This is a genomic window from Cupriavidus sp. PB-02, assembly GCF_058252315.1.
In genome coordinates, this window is sequence record NZ_CM177694.1 from 3,800,243 (window position 1) to 3,825,821 (window position 25,579).

Sequence of the window (25,579 nt, forward strand, 5' to 3'; positions counted from 1 at the left end):
GGCATCGATGTTGTCGAGCGATCGCTCGGCATATCAGTGCAGCTTGATGCGGGGATTGGTCCTGCTTCGCAACCAGTGAGCGGCGGTATCCGGTGTCATCCGAAGCGGGCCATGAAGTGTCATCACGTGCATGCGGTAGAGGGACGTGTACATGAGGCGGGCAAGCAGGCCCTCGATAAAAAGCGAGCCACCGACCAGTCCGCCCATAAGGCTTCCCACGGCGCTGAAGTGGCCCAATGACACGAGCGAGCCAAGATCCTTGTACCGGAAAGTCCCCGGCGCTTGCCCATTCAGTCTTGCCTTCAGAGCTGAAAAGAGAAAGGTTGCCTGCTGATGGGCGGGCGGCCTGGGCTCGCGGCGGCACGACGGTCTGCTGATCGGCACAGGTGCAACTGGCGCAATCGCCGAGGGCGAAGATGTCCGGATCCCCTTCGGTCTGCAAGGTGGGGCCGACTACGATTTGGCCGGCCCGATTGACCGGCAGCCCAAAGGTCCGAAGGACTGCAGGAGCCGTGATGCCGGCCGCCCCAGGATCGTCACCGACCAGCCGCGTAGCTAGGGGCGGCGAAGGCCGACTGCCGGAGTTGGTCGACACGAAGCACGTGTTCGTCAAAGCCGGCCCGGGTGAACGACCAGACCGAGAACTACCTAGGGAAACACTGAGAGATGCGAGTGCCTTAGGGGGCTCGTTTTGCGCTATTTCGGCTCCGCCCGGGGCTCTGCTTCGAGTGCCTGATGATACTCAGGAGCGTGCGAAAGTGCGTGAAAGTTTTTCTTATTTCGCATTCCAAAATATTTCATGTCCCGAAGCGGGTCCTGCGCGATAGAGTTGGCCGCGAAGCAGTGCTGTACCGGCGCTTCAATTCGCACACCGCCCGCGCACGGGATCGGGCATGAAAAGGGGAGAACGGCATGAAAAGGAAGACACTGCTGGTCATGGCGATGTTGGCGGCTACCGCGTCCGTCTGGGCACAACCCGAGACGAAGGTCGACGCCACACAGGCGCCTGGACAGGCGAGCGTCACGGGGACGGCGAAGGTAACCGCCAAGGTCGTCAAGATCGACGCGGCGACGCGTACGGTCTCGTTGAAGCGTAAGGACGGCAAGGTCGTAGACCTGGTGGTGGGCGAAGAAGCGAGGAACTTTGACCAGCTCAAGGTGGGCGATGTCGTCAACGCCGAATACAAGGAGGCGCTGAGCCTGAGCCTGAAGAAGGGCAAGGGCCCCCTGTCCATGCATGAGAAAGAGATTTCCGACCGCTCCGCACCGGGTGCGAAGCCGGGCGGAACTGTGGGCCGCGAAGTGACGGCGATGGTCGATGTCGTGGCGGTGAACGCGGACGCCAAGACCGTTACCCTGAAAGGGCCCAAAGGGCGCACCGTCGACCTGATGGTCGAAGATCCGGAGCAGCTCAAGGGCATCAAGAAGGGAGACCGGGTCCAGGTGGACTATACGGAAGCCCTCGCGGTGTCCGTGCAGCCGTCCGACGCCAAATAGGGCACCGCGGGCACAGCCGTCCTCCTCACGGTGACGCAGCGGCCAGCCTCCCCCGCTGCATCACCATGAACATGGCGAGCGCGAACACCTGAAGATCTGCCATGCAAATCGCCATGACGGTCGAATCCAGCAACAACGGAATCAGCAGCTCCGACGGGAGCATATTGCACAGTGCCGCTGATCCGCGCAGCGACGTGGGGATGCTCAGCCGCAAGGGCACTTTCAGAAAGAAGCCGACATTCGAATGTCGGCCTGAGAGGCCGCGCATGAATAGCGCTGCGCCAGAAAGCGGCCACACGAATCAGTACGTAGCATCGTTTCGTCGGCCAGCGTCGGCCGCGCTAGTACTTGATGTCCCGTTTTTCCTGGCGGCCTTCCTGCTTCGTGTCGCGCTTGTCTTGCCGGCACTGGGAGTTGCTTTTCTGGTTTGCAGCGCGGCAGTCGACCTTGCCCGCGCGCGCTTCTTGTTTGGCAGCCTGGTTTGCGTCCCTGCCTTGTTGGCGCTGTTGTGACTGGTTGGTGGCCAGGGCAGCCCCCGATAGCGCCAGGAGTCCGGCTGCGGCCAGCATTGCGCCCGTCCGCCTCCAAAGTCCATTTCTTGATTCGACCATTTTCACCTCCTCCGTGCTGGGTAGAAACGGCGGTCAGTTGTCACACAACACTGCTTTCGCATGCTCGTAGAGAGCCAGGCTGAAGAAGCCTCCTCCGACAAAAGAGCATCCATTGCCCGCGAGAACAAAATTCCCATGCGCAAGCCATTCCTCAAAGGCTGGCAGAAGTGAGACCAAGAACAAAAGCGTATCCGAGTCGTTTCCCCGAGCCCTGAGAACAAGCTCATTGATCTTTGCCCCGCAGCCAGATCAACGAGGCTTGTAGCTGAACTTCTGGCCGCCGATGCTCGCCTCGTACATCAAGCCGCCCTTGGTCACTGTAAATGTCGCCATGCCCTTGTGATAGCCACCCGCGGTCTTGGCGTCTTTCTTGCCGGCGCTCGCACGCGCAGAAGTGCCCGTCGTACTTGTCTGCGCACCCGCAGCCGCCGTGATCGCAACCGCAGAGGCATCTGCGCCAAACTCAAAGTTACCAGTGGTAAATTCCTTGAGCGCCCGTTCATTTTCGAACACGATTATCTCGCTATAGGCTTCGCCGCCAAGCTGCAAGCCCACGGTCACCTGGGTCATCGATGTGTCGCCGATATACTTTCCCTTTTCGTACACATGGCCCTTGCCATGGGCCCCACCTATACCGACAGCTCCCTTACCAATTGTAGGAAATACCGCGTAGCCATAAGCGGATTTGAGGAGTTGGCCACTTTCTCCCGCATTCTTGAAGAGGTTGATCGTGTCGGTATACTCGTCTGCCCGGGCAGAAGAAATCGATAACATCAGCGACAAAACTGCGAGAATCGATATCAGACGTTTAAGCATGATTTATTCTCCATCATGGTTGAAACTCATCGTCAACAGCACTGCCGCGTCACACTCCTGCCCGCCTCTTTTCATCATGCTGCTGCGACAAAAACAGTTAGAGTCGACGCGCGAGAGCTTGTGGTAACTCGATATCAGGATAGACGAGATGCGTTCAGGCTCAGGGAATCTACGATCGAGTAGTAATGCAGTTCGCCCGGATGCAGGTGCTGAGCGAGCGCGGAAGCCACGCCTTGCGGGTCGCCAGTCTCAGGCTCTGGACGGCCCCAGCATCGCCTGATGCGCGGGTCGCGCCCCGCGCGGCCCCAGCATCGCCTGATGCGCGGGTCGCGCCCCGCAGCAGGACGGCTTGGTTGAGCGTTGCGTCGAAGCCAAGGTGGCGCAGTGCACCGATCCGATGAACAGCATGCCGCACCTTGGCTTTCGAGTCGTCATGACGCAGTGAGACTAGGATCAGCGCAAGCCGGCTGAAACTCAGCCATTCCCGTAACGACGCTGCCAACTCGGCGATTGTTCAACGGAAAGTGCCTTGAACTACAGGACTCGGTTCCCCACTCGAGATGGCGGCGAAGGCATACAAGGCCTTCAGCCGGAGCATCGGCGACTATAATCATCTTTCATCACGTGAAGGTCCATTCGAGGGACTCACGCGGCGCAGAAGCCCGATGTAATCGGGAATGTGCGTCCGACCCAAGCGCAGCCCATACTCGCGAGAGGCCACGATGAAATGCATCGGGAGGCACATTCTGGCTGTCGTGATCATCGCCTGCTCGATCGCAGGCTGCGCCGCTACACCTGCCGATGTATCAGGAAGTGATTACCGCAGCCGCGCGGTGACGCGCGTCGATGGCGCATTGCGTGTTTCGGCTGCCGTTCTTTCAGCAGAGGAAAGCGCCGCCGTGTATGGCGTCCCTCTGGCAAAAAAGAAGATTCAGCCGGTATGGGTTGAGGTGCAGAACAACGACGATCGCAATTACTTCCTGCTGTCGCCAGGCATGGACCCGAACTTTTTTCCCGCGTCTGAAGGGGCCGAAGCGTTTGCTGACGGCGCGTCGCATGATGACTCAGCCAGGCTCGAGGCGCGCTTTGGCGCGCTCGCTTTTCGCAGTCCCATCCCACCGGGTGAGACGGTCTCAGGCTTCGTGCTCACCAACCTGAACGCGGCTGTCAAGCTCGTTCAACTGGACCTGGTCGCGAGTAATCGCGCAACGACGTTCTCGATCCTGATACCAGTCCCGGGCTTCCGGGCCGACTACAAGGCCAGTGACGTTTTTCTGCGCGAAGTCTATCCGCCCGACAAAATCGTGAACTACACGGACGACGACGCATTTCGTGTTGCGCTGGAAGCACTACCGTGCTGCTCGACCAACGAAGACAGCTCGAAAAATGGTGATCCGCTCAACCTGGTGATCGTGGGAGGGCTGGACGACGCGTTTCCCGCGCTCGTGCGCCGGGGCTGGCGCCCGACCGAGCAGAAGTGGTCAGGCGCGGTCATGAAGATGATCACGTCGGCCCTGTCCGGCGAGCGTTATGCCAATGCCCCCGTGAGCGATCTGTATGTCTTCGGGCGAGCGCAGGATCTCGCATTGCAGAAGGCGCGGGATACCATCCACCAGCGCAACCATCTGCGACTCTGGCTGACCCCGATGCGCTACCAGGGCAAGGCCGTCTGGATAGGCCAGATTAGCCGCGACATCGGCGTACGTCTTACGACTCACTCGCCAACGCTTGTCACCCACAAGATCGACCCTGACGTCGACGAAGCCCGTGCGGCGCTCACGGAAGACATGGGTTATTCGCAAAATCTCGCCAAGATCGGATTCGTCGGGGGCGTTGGCGCCGCACCGCCGGACGCGCCGCGCGAAAATCTGACGACTGACCTCTACTACACGAATGGATACCGTGTCGTACTGGTGTTCGACCGCGCGCCGACATTGCTATCGGGAATCAGCCTGTTTCCGTGGAATATGGGAGAAGTGCTCAAGTATCCAAACTCGACAACAAACATTGAAATCAAGCCCGGAGCGAAGCCATGAGTGCGTCCGGGCGCCTGTGCATCGTGTTGCGACGCGGTGCATGCAGCGCATGTCTGCTGCTTGCGCTCGGTGCGTGCGCAACGTGGCAGCCGCCCACCGATGCCGGCAACGGTCCGCTGCGCGAGCGCGCCATCAGCGCGACCAGCCGCGACGTGCGTGTCAGTGCGACTGTACTCGGCAAGGAAGACAGCAAGCGCATGCTAGGTGCCGACGTGACCAGGATACGCGTGCAGCCGGTTTGGGTGGAGATCCATAATGGGACGGCACAGCCGCTGTGGCTGCTGCGCTCGGGCACCGACCCCGACTACTTCTCGCCGCACGAGGTGGCATGGTCGTTGCACACGCTGCTCGGCGGGACGACTAACTCGCGCATCGACGCCCACTTCAACGATCTTGGCTTCAGGAACCCCATCCCGCCCGGGCAGACCCGCGCCGGCCTGCTGTTCACCAACCCCGATTTCGTCACGAAGTTCGTCAATGTCGATCTCTTCGGCAGCGATGCCCTGATACCTTTCACGCTGTATCTGCAGGTGCCAGACGACGAGCCCTCTATGGCGGTATCGCGGTCGCCGCTCACATTCCGCTACCCCGAATCCGACATCCGGAACTACACCGACCTGGCGGCGCTGTGGGCCGCACTTGAGACGCTGCCAGCCTGCGCCACGGATGCAAGCGGCGCCGTTCTGGGCGATCCATTGAACGCGGTGATTGTCGGCGATATCAACGACATCAGCTCAGCGGCAGTGCGTCGAAACTACCGGCGCAATCTGCGCCAGACCGACCTCCCTCAGCGGGTGTTCGACCGTCAGCCGGATGTAGTCACGCGCAAGCAGGCGCAGGCCGGAGCACCAGCGATCTGGGTACGCGGATGGCTCACGCCCATTCGGTTCCAGGGGCAACCTGTCTTCGTCGCGCAGGTCGGACGCCCCGTCGGCGGGCGTTTCGCGCGCGCTGACGACCAATCCGTGCGCCTGCAAAGTGACGTCGATGAGGCCAGAAATCTTTTTGTCCAGGACATGATGTATTCGGGCGGTCTGGAAAAGCTCGGCTTCGTGTCTGGCGTCGGTGCTGCTTCGCTGCAACGTCCGCGGACGACTCTGGGTTATGCGACCTACCACACCGACGGGTTACGTGCCGTTCTGTTCTTCGCGACCCGTCCGCTCAGCTTTTCGAATGTGCAGTTTCTCGACTGGGTGCCCTATCTTGAGCAGCGAGAGCATTTCCAAAGCGAGGAGAGCGAGGATGCAGCCCGACACGCTGAACACTGAATCCCAAGCCGACGACGCGACGCCGGCGTTCCGCGTGATCCGTGCATGGTTGGCAAGCTTCGCGTGCTCGACGGCGCTCGCGGCGAGCCTTGTGCTCGGTGCATGCGCATCGAAGCCGCTCGCCCCCTATTCGACCGATACGCCACCGCTCGTGCTGGTGCCGGCGCCCCTCGCCGGGGTGGCGGACAAGCGGGGGCGCTTTCGCGAGATCTACTGTGCCGTGCTCCAGACCCGTGGCCCGGCCCTTCCCGATTACCGTCCTTGCGACGAGGCACTGACCCGTGTGGCTACCGAACCTGCCGGCACGGGCAACCCCGTCGAACTCGGTCCATCGAAACGGCATCTCATTGCAGCGGTCGTGGCTGGCATTGGGTACGAATGCTTCAAGCCCTGGCTGGATCCGCCGGGAACTGTCGCAACCCATCTGCGCGAGTTCGGCTATGATGCGACGATGATCACCGTCGACGCGCTTTCGGGTTCGACGAACAACGCCCGCCAGATCCGCGATGCGATCATGGCCATGCCGCTCGCGGTCGACGAACCGCGCATTGTATTGATCGGCTATTCGAAGGGCGCACCCGATATCCTCGAGGCTGTCGTCACGTACCCCGAGATTCGAAGCCGTGTCGCTGCCGTGGTCAGCGCGGCGGGCGCTGTCGGCGGGTCGCCGCTCGCCAATGATGCTGAGCAGTATCAGGCCGACTTGCTGCGGCACTTCCCGGGTGCGACGTGCTCGTCGGGAGACGGCGGGGCGGTGGAGAGTTTGCGGCCTCAGACCCGCAAGGCATGGCTTGCGCAGCATCCGCTTCCATACGATCTGCCTATCTACTCGATCGTCACGTTCCCGCAGCCAGAGCGCATTTCGTCGATTCTCAAATCAAGCTACAACAAGCTGTCCCGCATCGACGCGCGCAACGACAGCCAGATGATTTTCTATGACCAGATCGTGCCGGGGAGTACGCTCCTGGGCTACGTCAACGCTGACCATTGGGCGCTCGCCGTGCCCATCGCGCGGACACATGACACGATCGGATCGCTGTTCGTCACGCAAAACGCCTATCCGCGGGAGGCGCTGGCAGAGGCTGTGCTCCGTTTCATCGAGGAAGATGCGGCAGTGCCAGCGAGCCATGTTCCTGCCTCCGTGCGTAAGTGGCCGGCGGACTGAGCAAACAGGAGTCAACGTTGTGGACTCTACAAGATCTGCCCGAACGGAAACTGGGCCGTCCCGGCGTGCCACATCCGGATAGCCCACGCCCATGCATTACTGATCGATGCGACCGTAGGCTGTCCGCTTGACATCAGTTTGCGTTCTCGGTGGGAGACAGGTATGGCGGGCGACCAGCCCAACGTAATCCGAACATGAGGGTCCGTTGACGGAGTGGAGCGGTCGTATGAATGAACGCATGACCGCGCCGATAGCAGCCATTTCGCCATTTTTGAGTCGTAGCCAAAAGAAATGGGAGCCTCAGCTCCCATTTCTAGTTCTTGCATGACAGCAGGATGTCTGCCGCTGCTGCCTCAATCCCAGCTCAACGCCCCGCCAGTCTGATACTCAATAACCCGAGTCTCGAAGAAGTTCCGTTCCTTCTTCAGATCGATCATCTCAGACATCCACGGGAACGGGTTCTCTTCGTTCGGGAACAGTTGGTCAAGACCAATCTGCTGGCACCGACGATTGCAGATGAAGCGCAGGTAAGACTTGAACATCGGCGCATTCAACCCCAACACCCCACGCGGCATCGTGTCCTCAGCGTAGCGGTATTCGAGGTCAACCGCTTTCTTGAACAACTCAGTAATCTCAGCCTTAAACTCCGCCGTCCACAGATGCGGATTCTCCAGCTTGATCTGGTTGATCAGGTCGATACCAAAATTGCAGTGCAGCGACTCATCCCGCAGGATGTACTGATACTGCTCAGCAGCCCCGGTCATCTTGTTCTGCCGCCCCATCGCTAGGATCTGCGTAAAGCCCACATAGAAGAACAGCCCTTCCATGATGCAGGCAAACACGATCAGCGACTTCAGCAGCTTCTGGTCATTCTCCGGCGTACCGGTCTTGAACGACGGATCCGTCAGCGTGTCGATGAATGGGATCAGGAACTCGTCCTTGTCGCGGATCGACTGCACTTCGTGGTACGCGTTGAAGATCTCGGCTTCATTCAGGCCAAGCGACTCAACGATGTACTGGTAGGCGTGCGTGTGGATGGCCTCTTCAAACGCCTGGCGCAGCAGGTACTGGCGGCATTCCGGCGCCGTGATCTGGCGGTAGGTGCCCAGCACGATGTTGTTGGCGGCCAGCGAGTCGGCGGTGACGAAGAAGCCGAGGTTGCGCTTGATGATGCGGCGCTCGTCTTCGGTCAGGCCGTTGGGGTCTTTCCACAGGGCGATGTCGCGGGACATGTTGATTTCCTGCGGCATCCAGTGGTTGGCGCAGCCGGCCAGGTACTTTTCCCACGCCCACTTGTACTTGAACGGGACGAGCTGGTTGACGTCGGTGGAGCCGTTGATGACTCGCTTGTCGGCGGCGTTGACGCGGCGGTTGCTTTGCAGGGCGGCGGCGTTGGGATTGTTGCCCAGGATGCCGGGCTGCGTGGCGGCGGGCGGCAGGACGCCTTGCTGGTCGGCCGTGGTGGCGGCAGCGGGTTGCAGGGCAGGCTGCGGGGCAGCTTGCGGGGTGGCTTGAACGTCGTCGTCCCAGCTCAGCATGATGTGATTCTCCGTGATTCGTGGTGGCTGGCTAGGGGGCCAGCAATGGGCGGCAGCACTTCGTTGAGGCGCCGGCCCTCTCCCCCGGCCCCTCTCCCGCGAGCGGGAGAGGGGAGCAAACCGAGGGGTTAGGTAGGACTTACTGGCAGGCTTCGCACTCTTCGAAGCCGGGGTCGCCCGGGCGCATCGTGCAAACCGCGCCCTCGGCTTCCGGCATGACCGGGGCCGAAGCGGCCGCTGCGTCCAGTGCCGAGCCGTTGTCGCTACCCGACGACACCGCATTCAGCGAACCGCGCGACACGGTCGACTTCTCCACGTGCGTGGCAGCCATCGTGCGCAGGTAGTACGTGGTCTTCAGGCCGCGTACCCATGCCAGCTTGTAGGTGTCATCCAGCTTCTTGCCCGATGCACCAGCCATGTAGATGTTCAGCGACTGGGCCTGGTCGATCCACTTCTGGCGGCGGCTTGCAGCCTCCACCAGCCAGGTCGGCTCGACTTCGAACGCGGTGGCGTAGATGTCGCGCAGGTCTTGCGGGATGCGGTCGATACGAGCCAGCGAGCCGTCGAAGTACTTCAGGTCGGCAACCATCACCTCGTCCCACAGGCCGCGTTCCTTCAGGTCGCGCACCAGGTAGTCGTTGACCACGGTGAACTCGCCCGACAGGTTGGACTTGACGTACAGGTTCTGGAAGGTCGGCTCGATGCAAGCGGACACGCCGATGATGTTCGAAATGGTCGCGGTCGGGGCGATCGCGATGCAGTTCGAGTTGCGCATGCCGTGTTGCTTGATGCGGCCGCGCAGCGCGTCCCAGTCCATCGTGCTGGACAGGTCCACTTCCAGGTAGCCGCCGCGCTCTTCGGCCAGCAGCTTGAGCGAGTCTTGCGGCAGGATGCCACGGTCCCACAGCGAGCCTTCGTAGGTGCTGTAGCGGCCGCGCTCTTCAGCCAGCTCGGTCGAAGCCTGGTAGGCGTAGTAGCACACCGCTTCCATCGAGGTGTCGGCGAACTGCACCGCGGCCTTGCTGGAGTACGGGGTGCGCAGCACGTGCAGGCAGTCCTGGAAGCCCATGATGCCCATGCCGACCGGGCGGTGGCGCAGGTTGGAATTGCGCGCCTTCTCGACCGCGTAGTAGTTGATGTCGATGACGTTGTCGAGCATGCGCATCGCAGTGCGGACGGTCTTCTGCAGCTTGGCGTGATCGAGCGTGTAGGTGCCGTCGGCCTGCCTGGCCAGGTGGGCGACCAGGTTGACCGAGCCCAGGTTGCAGACGGCGATCTCGCTCTCGTTGGTGTTGAGCGTGATTTCCGTGCACAGGTTGGAGCTGTGGACGACGCCAACGTGCTGCTGCGGGCTGCGGATGTTGCAAGGATCCTTGAAGGTGATCCACGGGTGGCCGGTCTCGAACAGCATGCCCAGCATCTTGCGCCACAGTTGCAGCGCCGGCAGCTTCTTGAACAGCTTCAGTTCGCCGCTGGCGGCCTTGGCTTCATAGCCGAGGTAGGCCTTCTCGAATTCCTTGCCGACCTTGTCGTGCAGGTCCGGGCACGTGGCGGGCGAGAACAGCGTCCATTCGCCAGCTTCCATCACGCGCTTCATGAACAGGTCCGGAATCCAGTTGGCCGTGTTCATGTCGTGGGTGCGGCGGCGGTCGTCACCAGTGTTCTTGCGCAGTTCCAGGAACTCTTCGATGTCCAGGTGCCACGTTTCCAGGTAGGCGCAGACGGCGCCCTTGCGCTTGCCGCCCTGGTTCACGGCCACGGCGGTGTCGTTCACCACCTTCAGGAACGGCACCACGCCTTGCGACTTGCCGTTGGTGCCCTTGATGTGCGAGCCCAGCGCGCGCACGTTGGTCCAGTCATTGCCCAGGCCGCCGGCGAACTTGGACAGCAGCGCGTTTTCCTTCAGCGCTTCGTAGATGCCTTCCAGGTCGTCCGACACGGTGGTCAGGTAGCACGAAGACAGCTGCGAGCGGCGGGTGCCCGAGTTGAACAGCGTCGGCGTGGACGACATGAAGTCGAACGACGACAGCAGCTGGTAGAACTCGATAGCGCGGCCTTCGCGGTCCTTCTCGTTCAGCGCCAGGCCCATGGCCACGCGCATGAAGAAGGCCTGCGGCATTTCGATGCGGGTTTCATCGATATGCAGGAAGTAGCGGTCGTACAGGGTCTGCAGACCCAGGTAGTTGAACTGGAAGTCGCGGCCGGCGTCCAGCGCGGCGCCCAGGCGCGTCAGGTCGTAGGTGGCGAGCTTTTCGTCCAGCAGCTCGGCTTCGATGCCGCGGGCGATAAACTTGGGGAAGTACTCGGCGTAGCGGGCCGACATTTCCGACTGGGTCACTTCGGCACCCAGGATTTCCTTGCGGATGGTGTGCAGCAGGATACGAGCGGTGACCTGGCTGTAGGCCGGGTCCTTTTCGATCAGGGTACGTGCGGCCAGGATGGCGGAGTCGTACACCTGCGTCATCGGCACGCCGTCGTACAGGTTCTTCAGGGTTTCCTTCAGGATCGGCTCGGCGCTGACCGCATCGCCCAGGCCCGAGCAGGCGTTGTCGATCAGGGCGTGCAGTGCGGCGATGTCCAGCACGTGGGTCACGCCGCCGTCGGTCACGTTGACCGAGAAGCCGCCTTCCTGCACACGGGCCACTGCCTGCGCGCTAGCGCTGGCGCGCTCGTCCTTGCGCTTCTCGCGGTACAGCACGTAGGCGCGGGCCACTTCATGCTCGCCCGAGCGCATCAGCGCCAGTTCCACGTGGTCTTGCACGTCTTCAATATGGAAGGTGCCGCCGTTGGGGCGGCTGCGCAGCAATGCGCGGACCACGGTCTGGGTCAGTTGCTCGACCACTTCGCGCACGCGCGCTGAAGCGGCACCCTGCCCGCCGTTCACGGCGAGGAAGGCCTTGGTCATGGCCACGTTGATCTTGGACGGCTCGAAAGACACCACGGCGCCGTTGCGACGAATGATCTTGTGATCCGGGTAGTTCGTATTGGCGGCGTTGGCGGGGGTCTGCTGCGCGGTCGGTGCGATACCTGCAGCGCCACTCGCGCCCGTGGTGATTTCGTTCTGGGCCGTTTGCATGAGAACTCCTGTTTTTACCCTGGAAATAAGAGACAAAAGAGTCCCTGGCGAAATGCTGCGGAAAGAACATCCGCCCGGCCTAGGCCGGGCATGGACAAACTACCTCTGCGTGAACATTTCGCCAGGGACTCTTGTGATGCGCTGGCCCCGCGGTGGCGGCAAGACGGTGTCGCGATCTGCGCGACGGCCACCTCACACCTGGGCCGGCTCCCCGGTTTGACTACTAGATATAGTGGGTGCTGCTGAAAACTGGGCTAAGTATAGTGAAACGAATCCGAATGACCAGTCTTGACAAGCGCTTTTTCGGGGTCGGTGCCACGGATGCGGCAGCGCCACATGCCCGGGAGGCTAATACTCGCAAGGGTTTCGGCCAAACCGTTCGCAACCGCACATTATTGAAAAATTTTTTTGATTGTTGTGACGGTGCGATAGCCCCTCGCCGGCATGGGGCATGTGCGCCAGGACGGGGCACGCTGGCGTGATGGCAGACGTTACGAATCAGTCACCCGAGTCGGTCACCGGGCCGCAACGATACGGCAGCATAGCCGGCGGCAATGACACTTCTGTGGCAAAGCGCGCCCAGTCGAAATGCGGGCCGGGATCGGTCTTGCGCCCCGGGGCGATATCGCTGTGGCCGGCAATCGCCCGCACCGGGTAGGTGGCGAGCAGCGCCGGCACCAGTGCGGTCACGGTGTCGTACTGGGCGGGGGTGAATGGCAGGTCGTCGCAGCCTTCGATCTCGATGCCGATAGAAAAGTCATTGCAGCGCGCCCGGCCAAAGAAGTCCGATTGCCCCGCATGCCAGGCCCGCTGCGTACACGGTACGAACTGCACCAGCTCGCCCTGGCGCGTGACCAGGAAGTGAGCGGACACCTGCACCTGGTGGATGGTGGCGAAGAACGGGTGCTTGTCCGGGTCGAGCCGGTTCTGGAAGAAGGCTTCGATGTCGCCGCTGCCGAACTGGCCCGGCGGCAGGCTGATGTTGTGCAGCACCACCAGGTCGACCGCCATGCCTGGCGGGCGCTCGTCGAAATTGGGCGACGGCACGCGGCGCGCGGCGGGGACCCAGCCGTCGGCGTCGGGCAGGAAGCGGCGGCTGCGCTCCGGCAATGCGGGCAGCGCGGGCGTGGCGGCGCTGGTCATGACGTGCCCTCGGTAGCGTTCTCGCCCGCTCCCTCGGCGGCGCCGCGGTCGGCGGCGTCCATGGCCTCGCGGATGCCCAGCTGCTGGATGCGGTAGCGCAGCTGGCGCAGGTTCAGGCCCAGCAGCGGCGCCGCCGCGGTGCGGTTGAAGTTGGTTTGTGCCAGCGCCTGCAGGATCAGTTCGCGCTCCACGGCTTCCAGCCGCGCCGCCAGGTCAATCGGGAAGACGATGCCGCGGCAGGCGCGATCCACCGGATCGCCGTCGGTTTCGGGTTCCGGGGCGGCGGCGGCCGGGGCAGGCGGTGCGGGTTCCGGTGCCGATGTCGGGGCCGTCGATAGGACCGCCGTAGGCGGCACGGGCGGCCACATGCCCCCGGCGGCCCAGGGGGCGTAGTGGGCGGCGGGCGCCATGGCGGGGGCCGGCGCGTGCATTAGCCCAGCGCGCTCGGCGCCTGCTTCCAGCGGGCCCAGGTCGGCGACCTCGATCTGCTCGCTCTCGGCAAAGGCGTAGGCGCGCTCGAGCAGGTTCTCCAGTTCGCGCACGTTGCCGGGGAAGCGGTAGGCGGCCAGCCGGTCCAGCGCCGCCGGCGCCAGCCGCTTGGGGCGCGGGTCGCCGTAGCGCACCGCCAGGTGGTCCAGGATGGCGCGCGCCAGCACCGGGATGTCCTCGCCGCGCTCGCGCAGGGTGGGCATGCGCAGCTCCAGCACGTTGAGGCGGTAATACAAGTCCTGCCGGAACTGGCCGGCCGCGACCATCGCCGCCAGGTCCTTGTGGCTGGCGCACATCACGCGCACGTCCACGGCGTCTTCACGGCTGGCGCCGATCTTGCGCACGCGCCGCTCCTGCAGCGCGCGCAGCAGCTTGACCTGCATCGGCAGCGGCAGGTCGGCCACTTCGTCGAGCATCAGCGTGCCGCCGTTGGCGGCCTGGAAGAAGCCGCCGCGCTCGCCGTCGGCGCCGGTGAACGCCCCTTTGACGTAGCCGAAGAACTCGGACTCCATCAGGTTCTCGGGAATGGCGCCGCAGTTGACCGCGACAAAGGGGTGCGCGGCGCGGGCGCTGGTCGCATGGATGGCGCGGGCGGCGCGCTCCTTGCCGCTGCCGGATTCGCCGCTGATCACCACCGGTGCCATGCTGCGCGCCAGCCGCGACAGCGAGCGGCGCACCTCCTGCATGGCGGCGGAGTGGCCGGGCAGCAAGGCCGCGGCGCGGTCGGCGGCTGGGTCGGCCGCGGCGGCATCGCTGTCGCGCTGCTGGCGGCCGAGCGCGTTCAGCACCAGGCTGCGCAGCTGTTCCAGCGATACCGGCTTGGCGATGTAGTCGAAGGCGCCGGCCTTGAGGGCCTCCACGGCGTTGTCGGCGCTGCCGTAGGCGGTGATGACCGCGACCGGCACGCGCTCGGGCGCGGCGGAAAGCTGCCGCACGATCTCGATGCCGAGTCCGTCGCCCAGCCGCATGTCAGTCAGCACCAGGCTGTAGCGGCGCTGCGCCAGCTTCTCGCGCGCCTCGGCCAGCGAGCCGGCCAGCACAACGTCATGTCCCATGCGGCGGATCGAGATATCCAGCAGCTCGCGCAGGTCGGCCTCGTCGTCGATGACGAGGATGGGATCGGGCGCGCTGGACATTCGGGGTGGCATGAGAACGGGATCGGGGGTGGGTCGGGTTGAGCCGGCTCAGGCTGCGGCCGCATCCGCGGTCTCGATGCGCAGCGTCAGCACGAAGGCCTTGGCCGGCAGTGTATCGCGCGCGGCTGGGGCCAGCACGCCGGTACGCTCGATCAGCGCCGGCAGCGACACGGCGCCATAGCGCACCTGCGCATCGTTGACGCCGCACAGCTCGCGCGCCATGAACAGGCCCAGCCCGGTGCCCTGCGCGTTGCTGGTGAAGAATGGCTCGAACAGGCTGCGCTGGTGCTCGCGCGAGACCTCGGCGCCGTCGTTCCAGACGATCAGCTCGGCATGGTGCTGGTCCAGCGCGTGCGCCAGCAGCCGGATCGAGCCCGGCAGCCGGCTGCAGTAACGCCAGGCGTTGTCGAGCAGGTTGCCCAGCACCTGCTGCAGCTGCGAGGTATCGAACACCACCGGCTGGGCCACGTCCACCGTCAGCCGGATGGCGTTGGCGTTGATGTCGGCGCGGCCCGCCGGGCGGGTTTCGCCGGCGTGCGGGCGGCGCGAGCGCATTTCCAGCCGCCAGCGCTCGACGATCTCGGGCAGCGCCTGCGCCAGGTGCACGGTGCTGCGGCCGGTGCGCGGGCGGCGCGACATCTGCAGCACGTCGGACACCACCTGGTCGAGCCGGCGCACGTTGTCGTTGATGATGCGCAGCAGGCGGGCGTCGATATCGACGTCGGCGCCGCCACTGTCTGGCACACCGGGCTCGCGCCTGCCCGAATCGGCCAACAATTCGCTGGCCTGGCTGATTGCCGCCAGCGGGTTGCGGATCTGGTGCGCGATGCTGGCCACCAGCCGGCCCATCGCGGCCAGCTTTTCCTGCTGCACCTGTTCGGCGATGCGTTCCCAGCTTTCGATATGGACCAGCACGGTGTCGCGCATCTCGCTGCGCAGCAGCGCCTCGTCTTCCTGCGACCAGGCCATGGCCTCGTTCTGGGCGATGGCCAGGCGCAGGCGCGCGGCAGCTTCGGGCGAGAGTTCGTTCCAGGTGGCGGTATCGAGGGTGGTCGGCAGAGTACGGCCGTGCGCCAGCGTCGAGCGCAGGCCCGCCAGCCCCGGCAGCACGAAGCGCAGCCGCAGCCGAGTGTGCTGCATGGTGCCGTCGGCCAGCGCCGTGCCGGACGCCATCGGCAGCAATTGCAGGATGCGCGGCACATCGTCCTTGCTGCGCAGCCAGTCGCGCAGCATCTCCATCAGCGGCTGCAGGCGCGGGATGCGGCGCAGGTCGAACAAGACGGCGTCGCCACCGCTGGCGCCCTGCCCCGCAGCGCCACCGAGCCGGCGCGAATAGATCCGTTCATGCGGCTGCACCCCCAGCAGCACTACCGCCGCCGGGTTGGCCGCCACCACCGCGCCGTTGGCGCGCACCAGCATCACGCCGTCCTGCATGTCGTTGACCATCAGCCGGTTGACCAGCTGCTGCAGCCGCAGCTCCTGCTCGCGCGCCAGCGCCAGTCGTTCCTGCGCGATCTGGCGGTTGGCCAGCATATACATCAGCAGCGCGGCGATCATGAACACCAGGCCGAACAGGCCCGAGCCCAGCAGGCCGGCGTCGGCCTGGCGCAGCAGGATGGTGTGGGTGAACGGGCCGCTCATCACCACCAGCGCGGAGATGGCCGCGGCGAACAGCGCGAACAGCAGGCTGGTCAGGGCCCCGGCTTCCAGCGCCGGCAGCAGGAAGATCATGGCCAGGCCGTCGGCCTGCCCGTGGGTGCCGTGCCGCGCCAGCACGTGGTAGACCAGCGCCAGCAGCGCCAGGTCGGCCAGCACCTGCACGCGTACACGCAGATGGAAGTGCCGGCGCCACAGCGTGCCGGCCAGCATCGCCAGCGCAATCACCAGGTAGGGCAACGCGACCGTCATGGCCGCCGCATGCTCGACCGCTCCCAGCGCAAACGGCAAAACTGCGGCGACGGCCGGGGGCTCGCCGCGCTGCATCAGCGCGTAGCCGACCAGCAGCAGGCCGACGGCGACGCGGGTCCAGCAGAAGTAGCGCAGCAGGCGCCAGTGGAATTCGGGTGGTTCGTCCTGGCGCCACAACTGCGCCAGACCGCGCCAGGCGTTCAGCCGCTGCCAGCCCGAGGGACCAGTCGGCGCCGGTCCGGTCATGCGCCGGGACCGCCAGTGGTGCCGGTGCTGGCTTCGTCAGGCAGGTGGCTGCGGCGGCAGTAATGCAGGCCGCGCCAGGCAATGGCCTCGCCTTGCGGCAGGTGTACGCCGCAGTGTGCGCACTGGACCATCGGCTCGGCCGTGGCAGGCGCGGCGGCTTCGGCGGCAGCGCGCTGGCTGGCTTCGCGCGCATGCTGCTGCGCGCGCTGTTGCGCCAGCCGAGCCTCGGCACGGGCTCGCAGCCACCAGATGACGCCCAGCACCACCGCCAGCAGGATCAGGATACGTGCCATGGCAAATCAGATGCGGTGCAAGACGACTTCGATCACGAAGCGGCTGCCGACATAGGCCAGCAGCAGGATGCCGAACGAGGCGATGACCCAGCGCAGCGCCACCTTGCCGCGCCAGCCGCGGAAGATGCGTCCGGCCAGGATGCCGCCGAACATGGCCCACGAGATCAGCGCAAACACGGTCTTGTGGTCGAGCCGGAAGGCGCGGCCAAACAGTTCCTCGGAAAACAGCAGCCCCGAGGCAATGGTCAGCGTCAGCAGCACGAAGCCGGCGCCGATCAGCCGGAACAGCAGCTTCTCCAGCGTCAGCAGCGGCGGCAGCAGGTCCAGCCAGCGCCCCAGCCACTGGCTGGGCTGCGCCTCGCTCGGCCGCGCCGGCGCGTGGCGGAAGCCGTGCAGGCGCCGTTCAGCCAGCAGCATCAGGAAGGCGTGGAAGGCAGCCAGCGTGAACAGCCCATAGGCCACGTTGGCGATGATGAAGTGCAGCTTGAACAGCGGCTGCGCCGCGTAGCCCAGGATCTGCGAGCCTGGGAAGGCCAGGGGCAACAGGCTGGCGACCAGCGCCACCGGGATCACGATCAGCCCCAGACCGGCCAGCGAGAAGAAAAAGCTCTCGATCCAGTAGATGCCCACGCCCAGCCACAGCATGGCCGACAGCGCGAAGGCAAAGCCGAACACCATGCGCTCGGCCGGGAAGATGGTTTCATGCAGCAGCATGCCGTGGCTGGCCAGCGCGGCCAGCATCAGCACGTGCCACCAGGCCGGGCGCGCTTCGCCGTGCGCGCCGCCCGCCGGTGGGATGCCGCCGCCCGGGCCGCCGGGACCGGAAGCAACGAGCACGGCCGAGGCGCCGCCGCCTGCCTGGCCGGCCGCGGTCGCGAGCGGATGGCGCGTGGCCCAGCCGTGCCAGGCCAGGCCGCAATAGAGAAGTGCCGTGAGGGCATACAGTACAATGACCATTTGCGCAGTTTACCTTAGTGCCCACGGACGGTGGCGGCCGGTTGAACCGGTGCTCCAGGCCCCCCGCGTGAGCCGGTCCTGCCCCGATTCTTCTCCGAGCCCTGCTCCGACCTTTCCCCAATTCCTGCCATGCTGGACAATCTCACTCAACGCCTGGCGCGTGTGGTCAAGACCATGCGCGGCGAGGCGCGCCTGACCGAGGCCAACACCGCCGAGATGCTGCGCGAAGTGCGCCTTGCCATGCTCGAAGCCGACGTGGCGCTGCCGGTCGTGCGCGAATTCGTCGCCCGCGTCAAGGAAAAGGCATTGGGCGAGGAGGTCGTCACCAGCCTCACCCCGGGCCAGGCCCTGGTCGGCGTGGTACAGCGCGAGCTGACCGCGGTGATCGGCGGCACCGAAGCCGCTGGTGGCAACAACAAGGAAGCCGAGCTGAACCTGGCCGTGCAGCCGCCCGCCATCATCCTGATGGCCGGCCTGCAGGGTGCCGGTAAAACCACAACCGTGGGCAAGCTGGCCAAGTGGCTCAAGGAAAACAAGAAGAAGAAGGTGCTGACGGTCTCGTGCGACGTCTACCGCCCCGCCGCGATTGCGCAGCTGAAGACGGTTTCCGAGCAAGTCGGCGCTGACTTCTTCCCGTCGCAGCCGGACCAGAAACCGGTCGACATCGCCCGCGCGGCGGTGGACTGGGCACGCAAGCACTACCACGATGTGCTGATCGTCGACACGGCCGGCCGGCTGGGTATCGACGAGTTGATGATGCAGGAAATCGCGGCCCTGCACGCCGAGCTGAAGCCCGCCGAGACGCTGTTCGTGGTCGACGCCATGCTCGGCCAGGACGCGGTCAACACCGCCAAGGCCTTCAACGACACCCTCCCGCTGACCGGCGTGGTGCTGACCAAGCTGGACGGCGATGCGCGCGGTGGTGCGGCGCTGTCGGTACGCCACATTACTGGGCGCCCGATCAAGTTCGTCGGCGTCGGCGAAAAGCTCGACGGCCTCGAGCCCTTCTACCCTGACCGCATGGCCCAGCGCATCCTGGGCATGGGCGACATCCTCGCGCTGGTCGAGGAAGCCCAGCGCGGCGTGGACATGGAAGCGGCCGAGAAGCTGGCCAAGAAGATCAAGAAGACAGGCGACTTCGACCTGGAAGACTTCAAGGCGCAGATCGGCCAGATGAAGAAAATGGGCGGCCTGGGCAGCCTGGTCGACAAGTTGCCGGCGCAGTTCGCCCAGCAGGCACAAGGCGCCAATATGGATCAGGCGGAAAAGCAGGTGGCCCGCATGGAAGGCATCATCAACAGCATGACGCCGACCGAGCGCGCCAAGCCCGAGCTGATCAAGGCCAGCCGCAAGCGCCGCATCGCCGCGGGCGCCGGCGTGCCGGTGCAGGAAGTGAACCGCCTGCTCAACCAGTTCGACCAGATGCAATCCATGATGAAAAAGCTCAAGGGCGGCGGCATGATGAAGATGATGCGCCAGATGGGCGCGATGAAGGGTGGCATGAAGGGCCTCTTCAACCGCTAATTAGCGGTAGTAAGATCGGCAAGCGATCTGCCTTCCCCCGCAAAAGAACAGGAAAGACATCATGATGAGCGCCGTACAGGCCCGCGAGCTGTGGGCCAACTCCGAAGAAATCGTCTCCGCCGAGGAAGTCCAGGCCGCCCTGGACCGCATGGCGACCGAGATCACCGTCAAGATGGGCGATGCCTTCCCGCTGGTGCTGTCGGTGATGGGCGGCGCGGTGGTCTTCACCGGCATGCTGCTGCCCAAGCTGGCCTTCCCGCTGGAGTTCGACTACATCCACCTCTCGCGCTACAACAACAAGACCGTGGGCGGCGAGATGCAGTGGCGCGTGGCCCCGCGCGAATCGGTCAAGGACCGCGTGGTGCTGGTGCTGGACGACATCCTGGATGAAGGCGAAACCATGGCCGCGATTCGCGAGCGCATCCTGGACATGGGCGCCAAGGAATTCCACGCCGCGGTGCTGTGCGAGAAGACGCTGCCCAAGATCAAGCCCATGCACCCGGACTTCTGCGGCTTTGCCGTGCCGGATCGCTATGTGTTCGGTTGCGGCATGGACGCCAAGGGCTACTGGCGCAACCTGGACGCGATCCGCGCCCTGTTCTGATCACGTAAATACAGGCACCCGCCGGGGTGCCTGCCCTGGGCGCCCGCTTCAGGCCCCCAGGATCGGCCACAGCGAGGCCAGCAGCAAAGCTGCCATGCCGATATTGAAGGCGCGCAGCACGCGCGGGCGCGCCAGCCAGCGCCGCAGCGCCGAGCCGCACAGCGCCCACATCGCGACGCTCGGCAGGTTGACCACGCCGAAGATCCCCGCCAGCAGCAGCACGTTGAGCCACAGGTTGCCGTGCAGCACGTATGTGCTGCACGCGCCGACCGCCATCACCCAAGCCTTGGGATTGACCCACTGGAATGCCGCGGCGGCCAGGAAGCCCATCGGCCGCCCGACCTTCTGGTCCTGCACGCCGCCGGAGGTGGCCAGCTTCCACGCCAGCCACACGAGGTAGACCGTCGCCACCACGCGCAGCACCTGCCAGGTCCACGGAAAGGCGTGGAACAGCGATCCCAGCCCCAGCCCGACCAGCGCCACCATCAGCGCAAAGCCGATGCTGATACCCAGCACGTGCGGCACCGTGCGCGCAAATCCGAAGTTCACGCCCGAGGCGAGCACCATGGTGTTGTTGGGACCGGGGGTGATCGACGACACCAGCGCAAAGCCGGCAAACGCGGCAAAGACACCGGTTCCGGCGGCAAGTTGGGACACTTCCATAACTGACTCCAGGGCATTCAGGGAATCAGTCTACGGTCAGCCAACGGTACAGTACCGGTACACTTTGACGGAAATCCGCCGATACAGGGACGCTTCCGGCCGCCGTTCAGTTTTCTTCCGGCTTATGGCGATCCATTCCTGGTAACTGCCCTTGTCGGCAAACCCGGCGTTGGCGGGCGCAAAGCCGGCCACGCGCAGCGGCGTGCCGGGAGCCTGGCTGTATACACCGACGATGCCATTGTCCGGGCCGGGGACGATGCCCCACTCGCCGCTTTCCGTCAGCGGGTCGCGCCAGGCCCGGCGCAGGTAGCGCGCCACCACCGGCTGGCGCGGATCGAGTACCAGTTCGTCAAGGCCTTTCGGATACTGCCCGGCCGGGTTGGCATCGTAGTAGGCGCGGATCGCGCGGCGAATTCCCGACATAGCCGGCCAGCAGCGCGATGATCAGCAGCACCACCAGCAGTTCGAGCAGCGTAAAGGCAGCCTGCGTCGCGCGCGCGCCAGCCGCGTAAACCTGTGCTGCGCTGTCGATGCCCGGGAACCTGCTTGCGGCCATGGTCAAACCTGGTTTTGAGTTGCCGCGGTATGCGGAGGTGAAGGGAATTCTAGTCGCTAAAACAATCGACTGAAAAGAAATTTACTGAGTTGTTCCAACACAATAAATATAACAATGCTTAATCAAAAAACGACACGGTAACGGTACCTGTCCGCATACATTTGACCACCCGTTTTTTGCGCACTTTGCCCCATTTATGGGACAGCATTCATGCGCGCAGAGCAGAGCAAATGTCACCGCTAATTGCCAGAAAAGCCAATAAAGACACCAGATTTCTGGACATACATGAAGCGATACCACGGCCGACGGAAATGCTCCGCAATCCGTTGCATGGTGAATTTCACGAATTTCTGAAACTATAGAAACGGTCGAATTATTTTAGTAATTTCAGAAATTTCCGAAAACCTTGCGATCGATAATTCAATACCGGCTAGGCGACAAGGAGATTGCCATTGGCACGCACCATGATCGGCACCGGAAAATCAAGCCAGCGTCGGGGCACGTGCAGTGCGGCCCGACTGATTTGCACGCGCCATCGCCAGCGTGTCCCGGGTACTTCGCCGGGAACGATGGCCAGTCACCGGAGACTACGCATGAAGATCAAGCAGACCGTTTTCCCCGTCCTGCTGCTGGGCAGCGGCTTCCTTGCCCTCCCCGCGCGGGCGCACGGCGTGGTGGAGTTCCCGATCGCGCGGCAGCTCAAGTGCTTCCAGGACGGGGGCTTCTGGTGGCCTGCGGACGGCTCGGGCGTGCCCAATGCCGGTTGCCGCGAGGCCTTCCGGCGCAGCGGCACCTATCCCTTCCAGCAATGGAACGAGGTGACGGGCTTCCCGCAGGACTACAACAGCCAGGCCTCGGTCGAAGAGGCGATCAAGGACGGCACGCTGTGCAGCGGCGGCGACCCCAAGTAGGCCGGGCTGGACGTGCGCTCAACCCAGTGGCACAAGACGCCGATCAAGCCCGAGAAGGGCAAGATCCGCATGATGTACTACGCCACGGCGGCGCATAACCCGTCGTTCGTGCGCATCTACCTGACCAAGGCGTCCTATGCCTACAGCGAGCCGCTGCGCTGGTCGGACCTGCAGCTGGTCTACAGCGGGGCAGCGCCGGCGACGCAGACCATCGGCGGCAAGCGCTACTACGTCTATGACGTGCCGATTCCGGCCGGGCGCACCGGCAGTGCGGTGCTCTACACCCGCTGGCAGCGCCAGGATGCCGGGCGCGAGGGCTTCTACAACTGCAGCGACGTCACCATCGAGAACACCGCCGGCGTGCCTACCGACGGCTTCCCGTGGTTCGATGGCGGCTTCTTCATCAAGCAGGGCTTCGAGCCGGTGCCCGGCGACCAGGTGCGCTTCCGCGTGCTCGGCAGCGATGCCGGCGGCAAGGAGCGCGTGGACGAGCGCCTGGCCATCACGGCGCAGAACGCGCCGCAGTCCGCATGGGGCCCGCAGCTGGCCAGCCTGCTCAACGGCAAGTACGGCACGCTGCTGCGCATCGGCGAACGCCAGGGCAACGAAGTCGTCTTCAACACGGCCAACCTGCAGGCCAACGTGATTTACCTTAAGAACGAGAAGGACTCGGCGCAGCTGTCGATCCTGTCGCCGGATGCGCCCACGCCGGCGCCCTCTCCTGCGCCTGCGCCCTCTCCTGCTCCGACGCCAGCGCCGGCTCCCGCACCGACTCCGGCACCGACTCCGGCGCCTGCACCGGCCCCGGCGCCGGGCCAGTACCCGAAATGGCCCGATGGCATCGGGCACCTACAAGCCTAGCGTCCACGTGACCCACCACCACACCATGCACTTGTCACCGCTTGCCCACCTGTTGATTGGCCACCTTGGGGAACTGGGCAGCCATTGCGGCCTTACCCGCACGGCCAGCCAGATCCTGAGCCTGCTGTATATCGCCTCGCGGCCGCTGAACGCCGACGAGATCGCGCACGCACTGAACCGCTCGCGCTCCAATATCAGCGTGGGGCTCAGGGAACTCGATTCCTGGAACCTGACCCGGCCGTCCCATGCCGATGTCCCGCGCGACCGGCGCGAGTACGTGCGCGTGCCGGCAGATGTCTGGGTCAACTTCCGCACCCTGGCGGCCGAGCGCAAGCGCCGCGAGATTGATCCCGCCGTAGCGGCCTTGCGCGCCCTCAGGCAGGAAGCCGGGGCGGCCGGCGACGACGCCCACCTGCTGGCGCGCATCGATGCGTTGCTGGAGTTGCTGGCGCTGCTGGGCACCTGGCTCGACGGCACGCAGCGGCTGGACGACGATGCCCTGCGCCGCGTACTACGCCACGGCACGGTGCAGGATCCGCCTTGAGATGAGACCAGTGCCAGCAGATGGATCAGCTGGCGCCGGCAGGCAGGCTCACGCCTCGCTGCGGTATGGCCGTTCGCGCAGCCATTTGGTGGCGATCCATTTCTCGCCCGACGCCACCGGCAGGCCGGCGTGCAACGTGCGGTCGTCGAGCTTGCCGTCGGGCAGCAGGTAGCTGAAGTACACGGCGTTGCCCTTGACCGGCGCCACTTCCAGGCGTACGCGCGGGAACGCGGTGGCGCCGCCCGCCTCGGGGGTGTTCAGGTAGATCACCAGCGTGGCGATGCGCTGGCCGCCTACGGACAGCTGGCGCGCCTCGCCGGGGCGCTGCGGATTGAAGTAATCGAAGTGCGGCTGGTACTCGCCGCCGGGCTTGTAGTTGAGGATCTGCAGCCCTTCGCCATGCTCTGCCGGCACGCCGGTGACCGCGGCGATGCGCGCCTCGATGCGCGAAATCAGCGCGTGCTCGCCCACCTGGAACATCGCGCCCATGCTGGTGCGGGCGTCGATCAGGTTTTCGTCGCCGGTATCCGGGTTGACCACCGGCGAGCGCGCCAGCCGGCCGCGCGACAGCGCCACCAGCGCATCGCATTCCTCGTCGGTCAGCAGATGCTGGAACAACCGGATGCGCGGCGATGCCAGCTGGAACAGGATCGGGATCTCGCGGTCGCCGCCGTGCGCTACGTAGACCTGCGGCTCGGCCTCGGCCGCAGCGACGGGCGCCTTGCCGCGCGCCGCCGGCTTCGCGGGTGCGTCGGCGCCTGCATCCTGCCCGAATGCCGCCGCCACGGCCTGGCGCGCAAAGGCATCGTCATAGCCCGAGCGCAGCATCGACAACACCAGCGCATCGGCGCCGAAGCCCTGCGCGATATGCCGGGCCAGCCATTGCTCGAGTTCGGGCGAGGATTCGGTATAGCCGGCCTTGCCGCCGACTGCGGATGCTTCGCGGATCATGAGGGATTGGCGACGCGCCGGGGCGAGAAGGGATTGCTTTGGGGTGGCTCGGATACAGGCGATAGCGGCGCGCGCGGGGGCGACGGGGCGATCTCGGGATCGCCGGCGACGGTGACCGAGGCTTCGGAATATTGCCAGCGCTTCCACGCCGCCAGCACCGCGTTCGGGTACTCCGGCCGGCCGCGGCTGCCATTGTAGCGGCCCAGCGCGAGGTACAGGTCGCCCTGCTCGCGGTCGAGGTAGTAGCGCAGGATGGTGCAGCCGTAGCGCAGGTTGCTCTGCAGGTGGAACAGCTTGCGCGGGTCGTTGTCGCCGATGGCTCGCACCCAGAACGGCATCACCTGCATCAGCCCGCGCGCACCGGCGGAGCTGATCGCGTACTTGCGGAAATTGCTCTCGACCTGGACCAGGCCCAGCACCAGCGCGGGCTCCAGCCCGGCGCGCTTGGCCTCGTAGTAAGCGGTCTCGATCAGCTCGACGCGCACCTGCGGCTCGGGGATGCGCGAAGACAGGCGCGAGGACATTTCGCCCAGCCATTTCAGGTAGGCCAGGCGCTCGCCGCCCGAAGCAAAGACCGGTCGCGTGGGCCGGTCATCGGCGATGGCGGCGGCCAGTGCGCCGCGCACGGAATCGGCCAGGTCTTCTTCCTTCTGCGCGCCGGCCTGGACGGCCGTGGCGGCCAGCGCCAGCAGCAGCCCGCCGGCAAAGCGGCAGGCAACGGCCACGGGCTGGCGCCACGCGGGGCGTCGGCCGGCGTCGGTCATCCCCGGTGCGGCGCGCATGGAG

At 64.9% G+C, this 25,579-nt stretch carries 23 protein-coding genes and 2 pseudogenes; 9 read left to right on the forward strand and 16 right to left on the reverse strand.

What is annotated here, in order from left to right:
* Window positions 1-33: 33 nt before the first annotated feature.
* A pseudogene (locus AC10V3_RS17840) lies at window positions 34-526 on the reverse strand (FAD-dependent oxidoreductase); the annotation flags it as partial.
* Window positions 527-912: 386 nt separating this feature from the next.
* Here AC10V3_RS17840 and AC10V3_RS17845 point away from each other — a divergent pair.
* Complete coding sequence (locus AC10V3_RS17845; protein ID WP_435385933.1) at window positions 913-1,497, forward strand: hypothetical protein; 585 nt, start codon at window positions 913-915, stop codon at window positions 1,495-1,497.
* A gap of 25 nt (window positions 1,498-1,522) precedes the next feature.
* Here AC10V3_RS17845 and AC10V3_RS17850 read toward each other — a convergent pair whose 3' ends face one another.
* From AC10V3_RS17850 to AC10V3_RS17860, 3 genes are all read right to left on the reverse strand, one after another.
* Entirely contained in the window at window positions 1,523-1,765 is a 243-nt protein-coding gene (locus tag AC10V3_RS17850) for a hypothetical protein (RefSeq protein WP_490922698.1), read from the reverse strand.
* Window positions 1,766-1,838: 73 nt separating this feature from the next.
* Complete coding sequence (locus tag AC10V3_RS17855) at window positions 1,839-2,108, reverse strand: hypothetical protein (RefSeq protein ID WP_013953073.1); 270 nt, start codon at window positions 2,106-2,108, stop codon at window positions 1,839-1,841.
* Between the two features lie 249 nt (window positions 2,109-2,357).
* Window positions 2,358-2,924 carry a lipid-binding SYLF domain-containing protein gene (locus AC10V3_RS17860; protein ID WP_490922699.1) on the reverse strand — a complete coding sequence of 189 codons (567 nt, stop codon included), beginning with the start codon at window positions 2,922-2,924 and terminating at the stop codon, window positions 2,358-2,360.
* Between the two features lie 722 nt (window positions 2,925-3,646).
* Here AC10V3_RS17860 and AC10V3_RS17865 point away from each other — a divergent pair.
* The 3 genes from AC10V3_RS17865 to AC10V3_RS17875 are packed head-to-tail and all read left to right on the forward strand — an operon-like array spanning window position 3,647 to window position 7,393.
* Entirely contained in the window at window positions 3,647-4,960 is a 1,314-nt protein-coding gene (locus AC10V3_RS17865; RefSeq protein ID WP_490922701.1) for an LssY C-terminal domain-containing protein, read from the forward strand.
* A complete protein-coding gene (locus AC10V3_RS17870; RefSeq protein ID WP_490922702.1) occupies window positions 4,957-6,228 on the forward strand; it encodes an LssY C-terminal domain-containing protein in 1,272 nt (423 codons plus the stop codon). The genes AC10V3_RS17865 and AC10V3_RS17870 overlap by 4 nt, the downstream gene beginning before the upstream one ends.
* Complete coding sequence (locus AC10V3_RS17875; RefSeq protein ID WP_490922703.1) at window positions 6,203-7,393, forward strand: lipase family protein; 1,191 nt, start codon at window positions 6,203-6,205, stop codon at window positions 7,391-7,393. The genes AC10V3_RS17870 and AC10V3_RS17875 overlap by 26 nt, the downstream gene beginning before the upstream one ends.
* 353 nt (window positions 7,394-7,746) lie before the next feature.
* Here the strand turns inward: AC10V3_RS17875 and AC10V3_RS17880 are convergent, their stop codons facing one another.
* The 7 genes from AC10V3_RS17880 to AC10V3_RS17910 all read right to left on the reverse strand — a co-directional run bounded on the left by AC10V3_RS17880 (window position 7,747) and on the right by AC10V3_RS17910 (window position 18,179).
* Window positions 7,747-8,931, reverse strand: coding sequence for a ribonucleotide-diphosphate reductase subunit beta (locus tag AC10V3_RS17880; protein ID WP_022536640.1), 1,185 nt, complete (start codon window positions 8,929-8,931; stop codon window positions 7,747-7,749).
* Between the two features lie 139 nt (window positions 8,932-9,070).
* Window positions 9,071-12,007 carry a ribonucleoside-diphosphate reductase subunit alpha gene (locus tag AC10V3_RS17885; RefSeq protein WP_022536641.1) on the reverse strand — a complete coding sequence of 979 codons (2,937 nt, stop codon included), beginning with the start codon at window positions 12,005-12,007 and terminating at the stop codon, window positions 9,071-9,073.
* 498 nt (window positions 12,008-12,505) lie between these two features.
* Window positions 12,506-13,150, reverse strand: a complete 645-nt coding sequence (gene ampD / locus AC10V3_RS17890; RefSeq protein ID WP_022536642.1) for a 1,6-anhydro-N-acetylmuramyl-L-alanine amidase AmpD — start codon at window positions 13,148-13,150, stop codon at window positions 12,506-12,508.
* Complete coding sequence (locus AC10V3_RS17895) at window positions 13,147-14,787, reverse strand: sigma-54-dependent transcriptional regulator (protein WP_022536643.1); 1,641 nt, start codon at window positions 14,785-14,787, stop codon at window positions 13,147-13,149. Before AC10V3_RS17895 ends, ampD begins: the two co-directional genes overlap by 4 nt.
* A 36-nt stretch (window positions 14,788-14,823) precedes the next feature.
* Window positions 14,824-16,929: a sensor histidine kinase gene (locus AC10V3_RS17900; RefSeq protein ID WP_022536644.1), complete on the reverse strand. Its 2,106-nt coding sequence runs from the start codon at window positions 16,927-16,929 to the stop codon at window positions 14,824-14,826.
* Window positions 16,926-17,222: a PP0621 family protein gene (locus tag AC10V3_RS17905; RefSeq protein WP_022536645.1), complete on the reverse strand. Its 297-nt coding sequence runs from the start codon at window positions 17,220-17,222 to the stop codon at window positions 16,926-16,928. Before AC10V3_RS17905 ends, AC10V3_RS17900 begins: the two co-directional genes overlap by 4 nt.
* Before the next feature lie 6 nt (window positions 17,223-17,228).
* Window positions 17,229-18,179 carry a cytochrome C assembly family protein gene (locus AC10V3_RS17910; RefSeq protein WP_022536646.1) on the reverse strand — a complete coding sequence of 317 codons (951 nt, stop codon included), beginning with the start codon at window positions 18,177-18,179 and terminating at the stop codon, window positions 17,229-17,231.
* Window positions 18,180-18,308: 129 nt separating this feature from the next.
* On the opposite strand from AC10V3_RS17910, the gene ffh reads away from it, so the two are divergent.
* Complete coding sequence (gene ffh / locus AC10V3_RS17915; RefSeq protein ID WP_022536647.1) at window positions 18,309-19,703, forward strand: signal recognition particle protein; 1,395 nt, start codon at window positions 18,309-18,311, stop codon at window positions 19,701-19,703.
* A 61-nt stretch (window positions 19,704-19,764) separates the two neighbouring features.
* Window positions 19,765-20,307: a hypoxanthine-guanine phosphoribosyltransferase gene (locus tag AC10V3_RS17920; RefSeq protein ID WP_022536648.1), complete on the forward strand. Its 543-nt coding sequence runs from the start codon at window positions 19,765-19,767 to the stop codon at window positions 20,305-20,307.
* Between the two features lie 48 nt (window positions 20,308-20,355).
* Here AC10V3_RS17920 and AC10V3_RS17925 read toward each other — a convergent pair whose 3' ends face one another.
* Genes AC10V3_RS17925 through AC10V3_RS17935 form a run of 3 tightly spaced genes read right to left on the reverse strand, consistent with a single transcriptional unit; the run spans window position 20,356 to window position 21,526 of the window.
* Window positions 20,356-20,970, reverse strand: coding sequence for a LysE family translocator (locus AC10V3_RS17925; protein ID WP_022536649.1), 615 nt, complete (start codon window positions 20,968-20,970; stop codon window positions 20,356-20,358).
* A 36-nt stretch (window positions 20,971-21,006) separates the two neighbouring features.
* Window positions 21,007-21,393: a hypothetical protein gene (locus tag AC10V3_RS17930; RefSeq protein WP_022536650.1), complete on the reverse strand. Its 387-nt coding sequence runs from the start codon at window positions 21,391-21,393 to the stop codon at window positions 21,007-21,009.
* A complete protein-coding gene (locus AC10V3_RS17935; RefSeq protein WP_454752454.1) occupies window positions 21,320-21,526 on the reverse strand; it encodes a prepilin-type N-terminal cleavage/methylation domain-containing protein in 207 nt (68 codons plus the stop codon). Before AC10V3_RS17935 ends, AC10V3_RS17930 begins: the two co-directional genes overlap by 74 nt.
* A 593-nt stretch (window positions 21,527-22,119) precedes the next feature.
* Here AC10V3_RS17935 and AC10V3_RS17940 point away from each other — a divergent pair.
* The 3 genes and pseudogenes from AC10V3_RS17940 to AC10V3_RS17950 all read left to right on the forward strand — a co-directional run.
* A pseudogene (locus AC10V3_RS17940) lies at window positions 22,120-22,764 on the forward strand (lytic polysaccharide monooxygenase auxiliary activity family 9 protein); the annotation flags it as partial.
* A gap of 33 nt (window positions 22,765-22,797) precedes the next feature.
* Window positions 22,798-23,298: a hypothetical protein gene (locus AC10V3_RS17945; RefSeq protein WP_454752600.1), complete on the forward strand. Its 501-nt coding sequence runs from the start codon at window positions 22,798-22,800 to the stop codon at window positions 23,296-23,298.
* Window positions 23,273-23,842, forward strand: a complete 570-nt coding sequence (locus tag AC10V3_RS17950; RefSeq protein WP_454752455.1) for a GbsR/MarR family transcriptional regulator — start codon at window positions 23,273-23,275, stop codon at window positions 23,840-23,842. The genes AC10V3_RS17945 and AC10V3_RS17950 overlap by 26 nt, the downstream gene beginning before the upstream one ends.
* Before the next feature lie 48 nt (window positions 23,843-23,890).
* Here the strand turns inward: AC10V3_RS17950 and AC10V3_RS17955 are convergent, their stop codons facing one another.
* Together AC10V3_RS17955 and AC10V3_RS17960 are read right to left on the reverse strand one after the other, a co-directional pair.
* On the reverse strand, window positions 23,891-24,793 hold the full coding sequence (locus AC10V3_RS17955) for a 2OG-Fe(II) oxygenase (protein WP_454752456.1): 903 nt from the start codon (window positions 24,791-24,793) through the stop codon (window positions 23,891-23,893).
* Window positions 24,790-25,575, reverse strand: coding sequence for a lytic transglycosylase domain-containing protein (locus AC10V3_RS17960; protein ID WP_022536654.1), 786 nt, complete (start codon window positions 25,573-25,575; stop codon window positions 24,790-24,792). The genes AC10V3_RS17955 and AC10V3_RS17960 overlap by 4 nt, the downstream gene beginning before the upstream one ends.
* Window positions 25,576-25,579 lie beyond the last annotated feature (4 nt).

Bases quoted from the DNA above. Each gene is read 5' to 3' on its own strand.
- AC10V3_RS17925 (WP_022536649.1), bottom strand. From the start codon at position 20,970: ATGGAAGTGTCCCAACTTGCCGCCGGAACCGGTGTCTTTGCCGCGTTT.
- AC10V3_RS17855 (WP_013953073.1), bottom strand. From the start codon at position 2,108: ATGGTCGAATCAAGAAATGGACTTTGGAGGCGGACGGGCGCAATGCTG.
- AC10V3_RS17960 (WP_022536654.1), bottom strand. From the start codon at position 25,575: ATGCGCGCCGCACCGGGGATGACCGACGCCGGCCGACGCCCCGCGTGG.
- ffh (WP_022536647.1), top strand. From the start codon at position 18,309: ATGCTGGACAATCTCACTCAACGCCTGGCGCGTGTGGTCAAGACCATG.
- AC10V3_RS17950 (WP_454752455.1), top strand. From the start codon at position 23,273: ATGGCATCGGGCACCTACAAGCCTAGCGTCCACGTGACCCACCACCAC.
- AC10V3_RS17865 (WP_490922701.1), top strand. From the start codon at position 3,647: ATGAAATGCATCGGGAGGCACATTCTGGCTGTCGTGATCATCGCCTGC.
- AC10V3_RS17900 (WP_022536644.1), bottom strand. From the start codon at position 16,929: ATGACCGGACCGGCGCCGACTGGTCCCTCGGGCTGGCAGCGGCTGAAC.
- AC10V3_RS17930 (WP_022536650.1), bottom strand. From the start codon at position 21,393: ATGTCGGGAATTCGCCGCGCGATCCGCGCCTACTACGATGCCAACCCG.
- AC10V3_RS17895 (WP_022536643.1), bottom strand. From the start codon at position 14,787: ATGCCACCCCGAATGTCCAGCGCGCCCGATCCCATCCTCGTCATCGAC.
- AC10V3_RS17935 (WP_454752454.1), bottom strand. From the start codon at position 21,526: ATGGCCGCAAGCAGGTTCCCGGGCATCGACAGCGCAGCACAGGTTTAC.
- AC10V3_RS17920 (WP_022536648.1), top strand. From the start codon at position 19,765: ATGATGAGCGCCGTACAGGCCCGCGAGCTGTGGGCCAACTCCGAAGAA.
- AC10V3_RS17905 (WP_022536645.1), bottom strand. From the start codon at position 17,222: ATGGCACGTATCCTGATCCTGCTGGCGGTGGTGCTGGGCGTCATCTGG.
- AC10V3_RS17955 (WP_454752456.1), bottom strand. From the start codon at position 24,793: ATGATCCGCGAAGCATCCGCAGTCGGCGGCAAGGCCGGCTATACCGAA.
- AC10V3_RS17845 (WP_435385933.1), top strand. From the start codon at position 913: ATGAAAAGGAAGACACTGCTGGTCATGGCGATGTTGGCGGCTACCGCG.
- AC10V3_RS17910 (WP_022536646.1), bottom strand. From the start codon at position 18,179: ATGGTCATTGTACTGTATGCCCTCACGGCACTTCTCTATTGCGGCCTG.
- ampD (WP_022536642.1), bottom strand. From the start codon at position 13,150: ATGACCAGCGCCGCCACGCCCGCGCTGCCCGCATTGCCGGAGCGCAGC.
- AC10V3_RS17880 (WP_022536640.1), bottom strand. From the start codon at position 8,931: ATGCTGAGCTGGGACGACGACGTTCAAGCCACCCCGCAAGCTGCCCCG.
- AC10V3_RS17875 (WP_490922703.1), top strand. From the start codon at position 6,203: ATGCAGCCCGACACGCTGAACACTGAATCCCAAGCCGACGACGCGACG.
- AC10V3_RS17860 (WP_490922699.1), bottom strand. From the start codon at position 2,924: ATGCTTAAACGTCTGATATCGATTCTCGCAGTTTTGTCGCTGATGTTA.
- AC10V3_RS17870 (WP_490922702.1), top strand. From the start codon at position 4,957: ATGAGTGCGTCCGGGCGCCTGTGCATCGTGTTGCGACGCGGTGCATGC.
- AC10V3_RS17850 (WP_490922698.1), bottom strand. From the start codon at position 1,765: ATGCGCGGCCTCTCAGGCCGACATTCGAATGTCGGCTTCTTTCTGAAA.
- AC10V3_RS17885 (WP_022536641.1), bottom strand. From the start codon at position 12,007: ATGCAAACGGCCCAGAACGAAATCACCACGGGCGCGAGTGGCGCTGCA.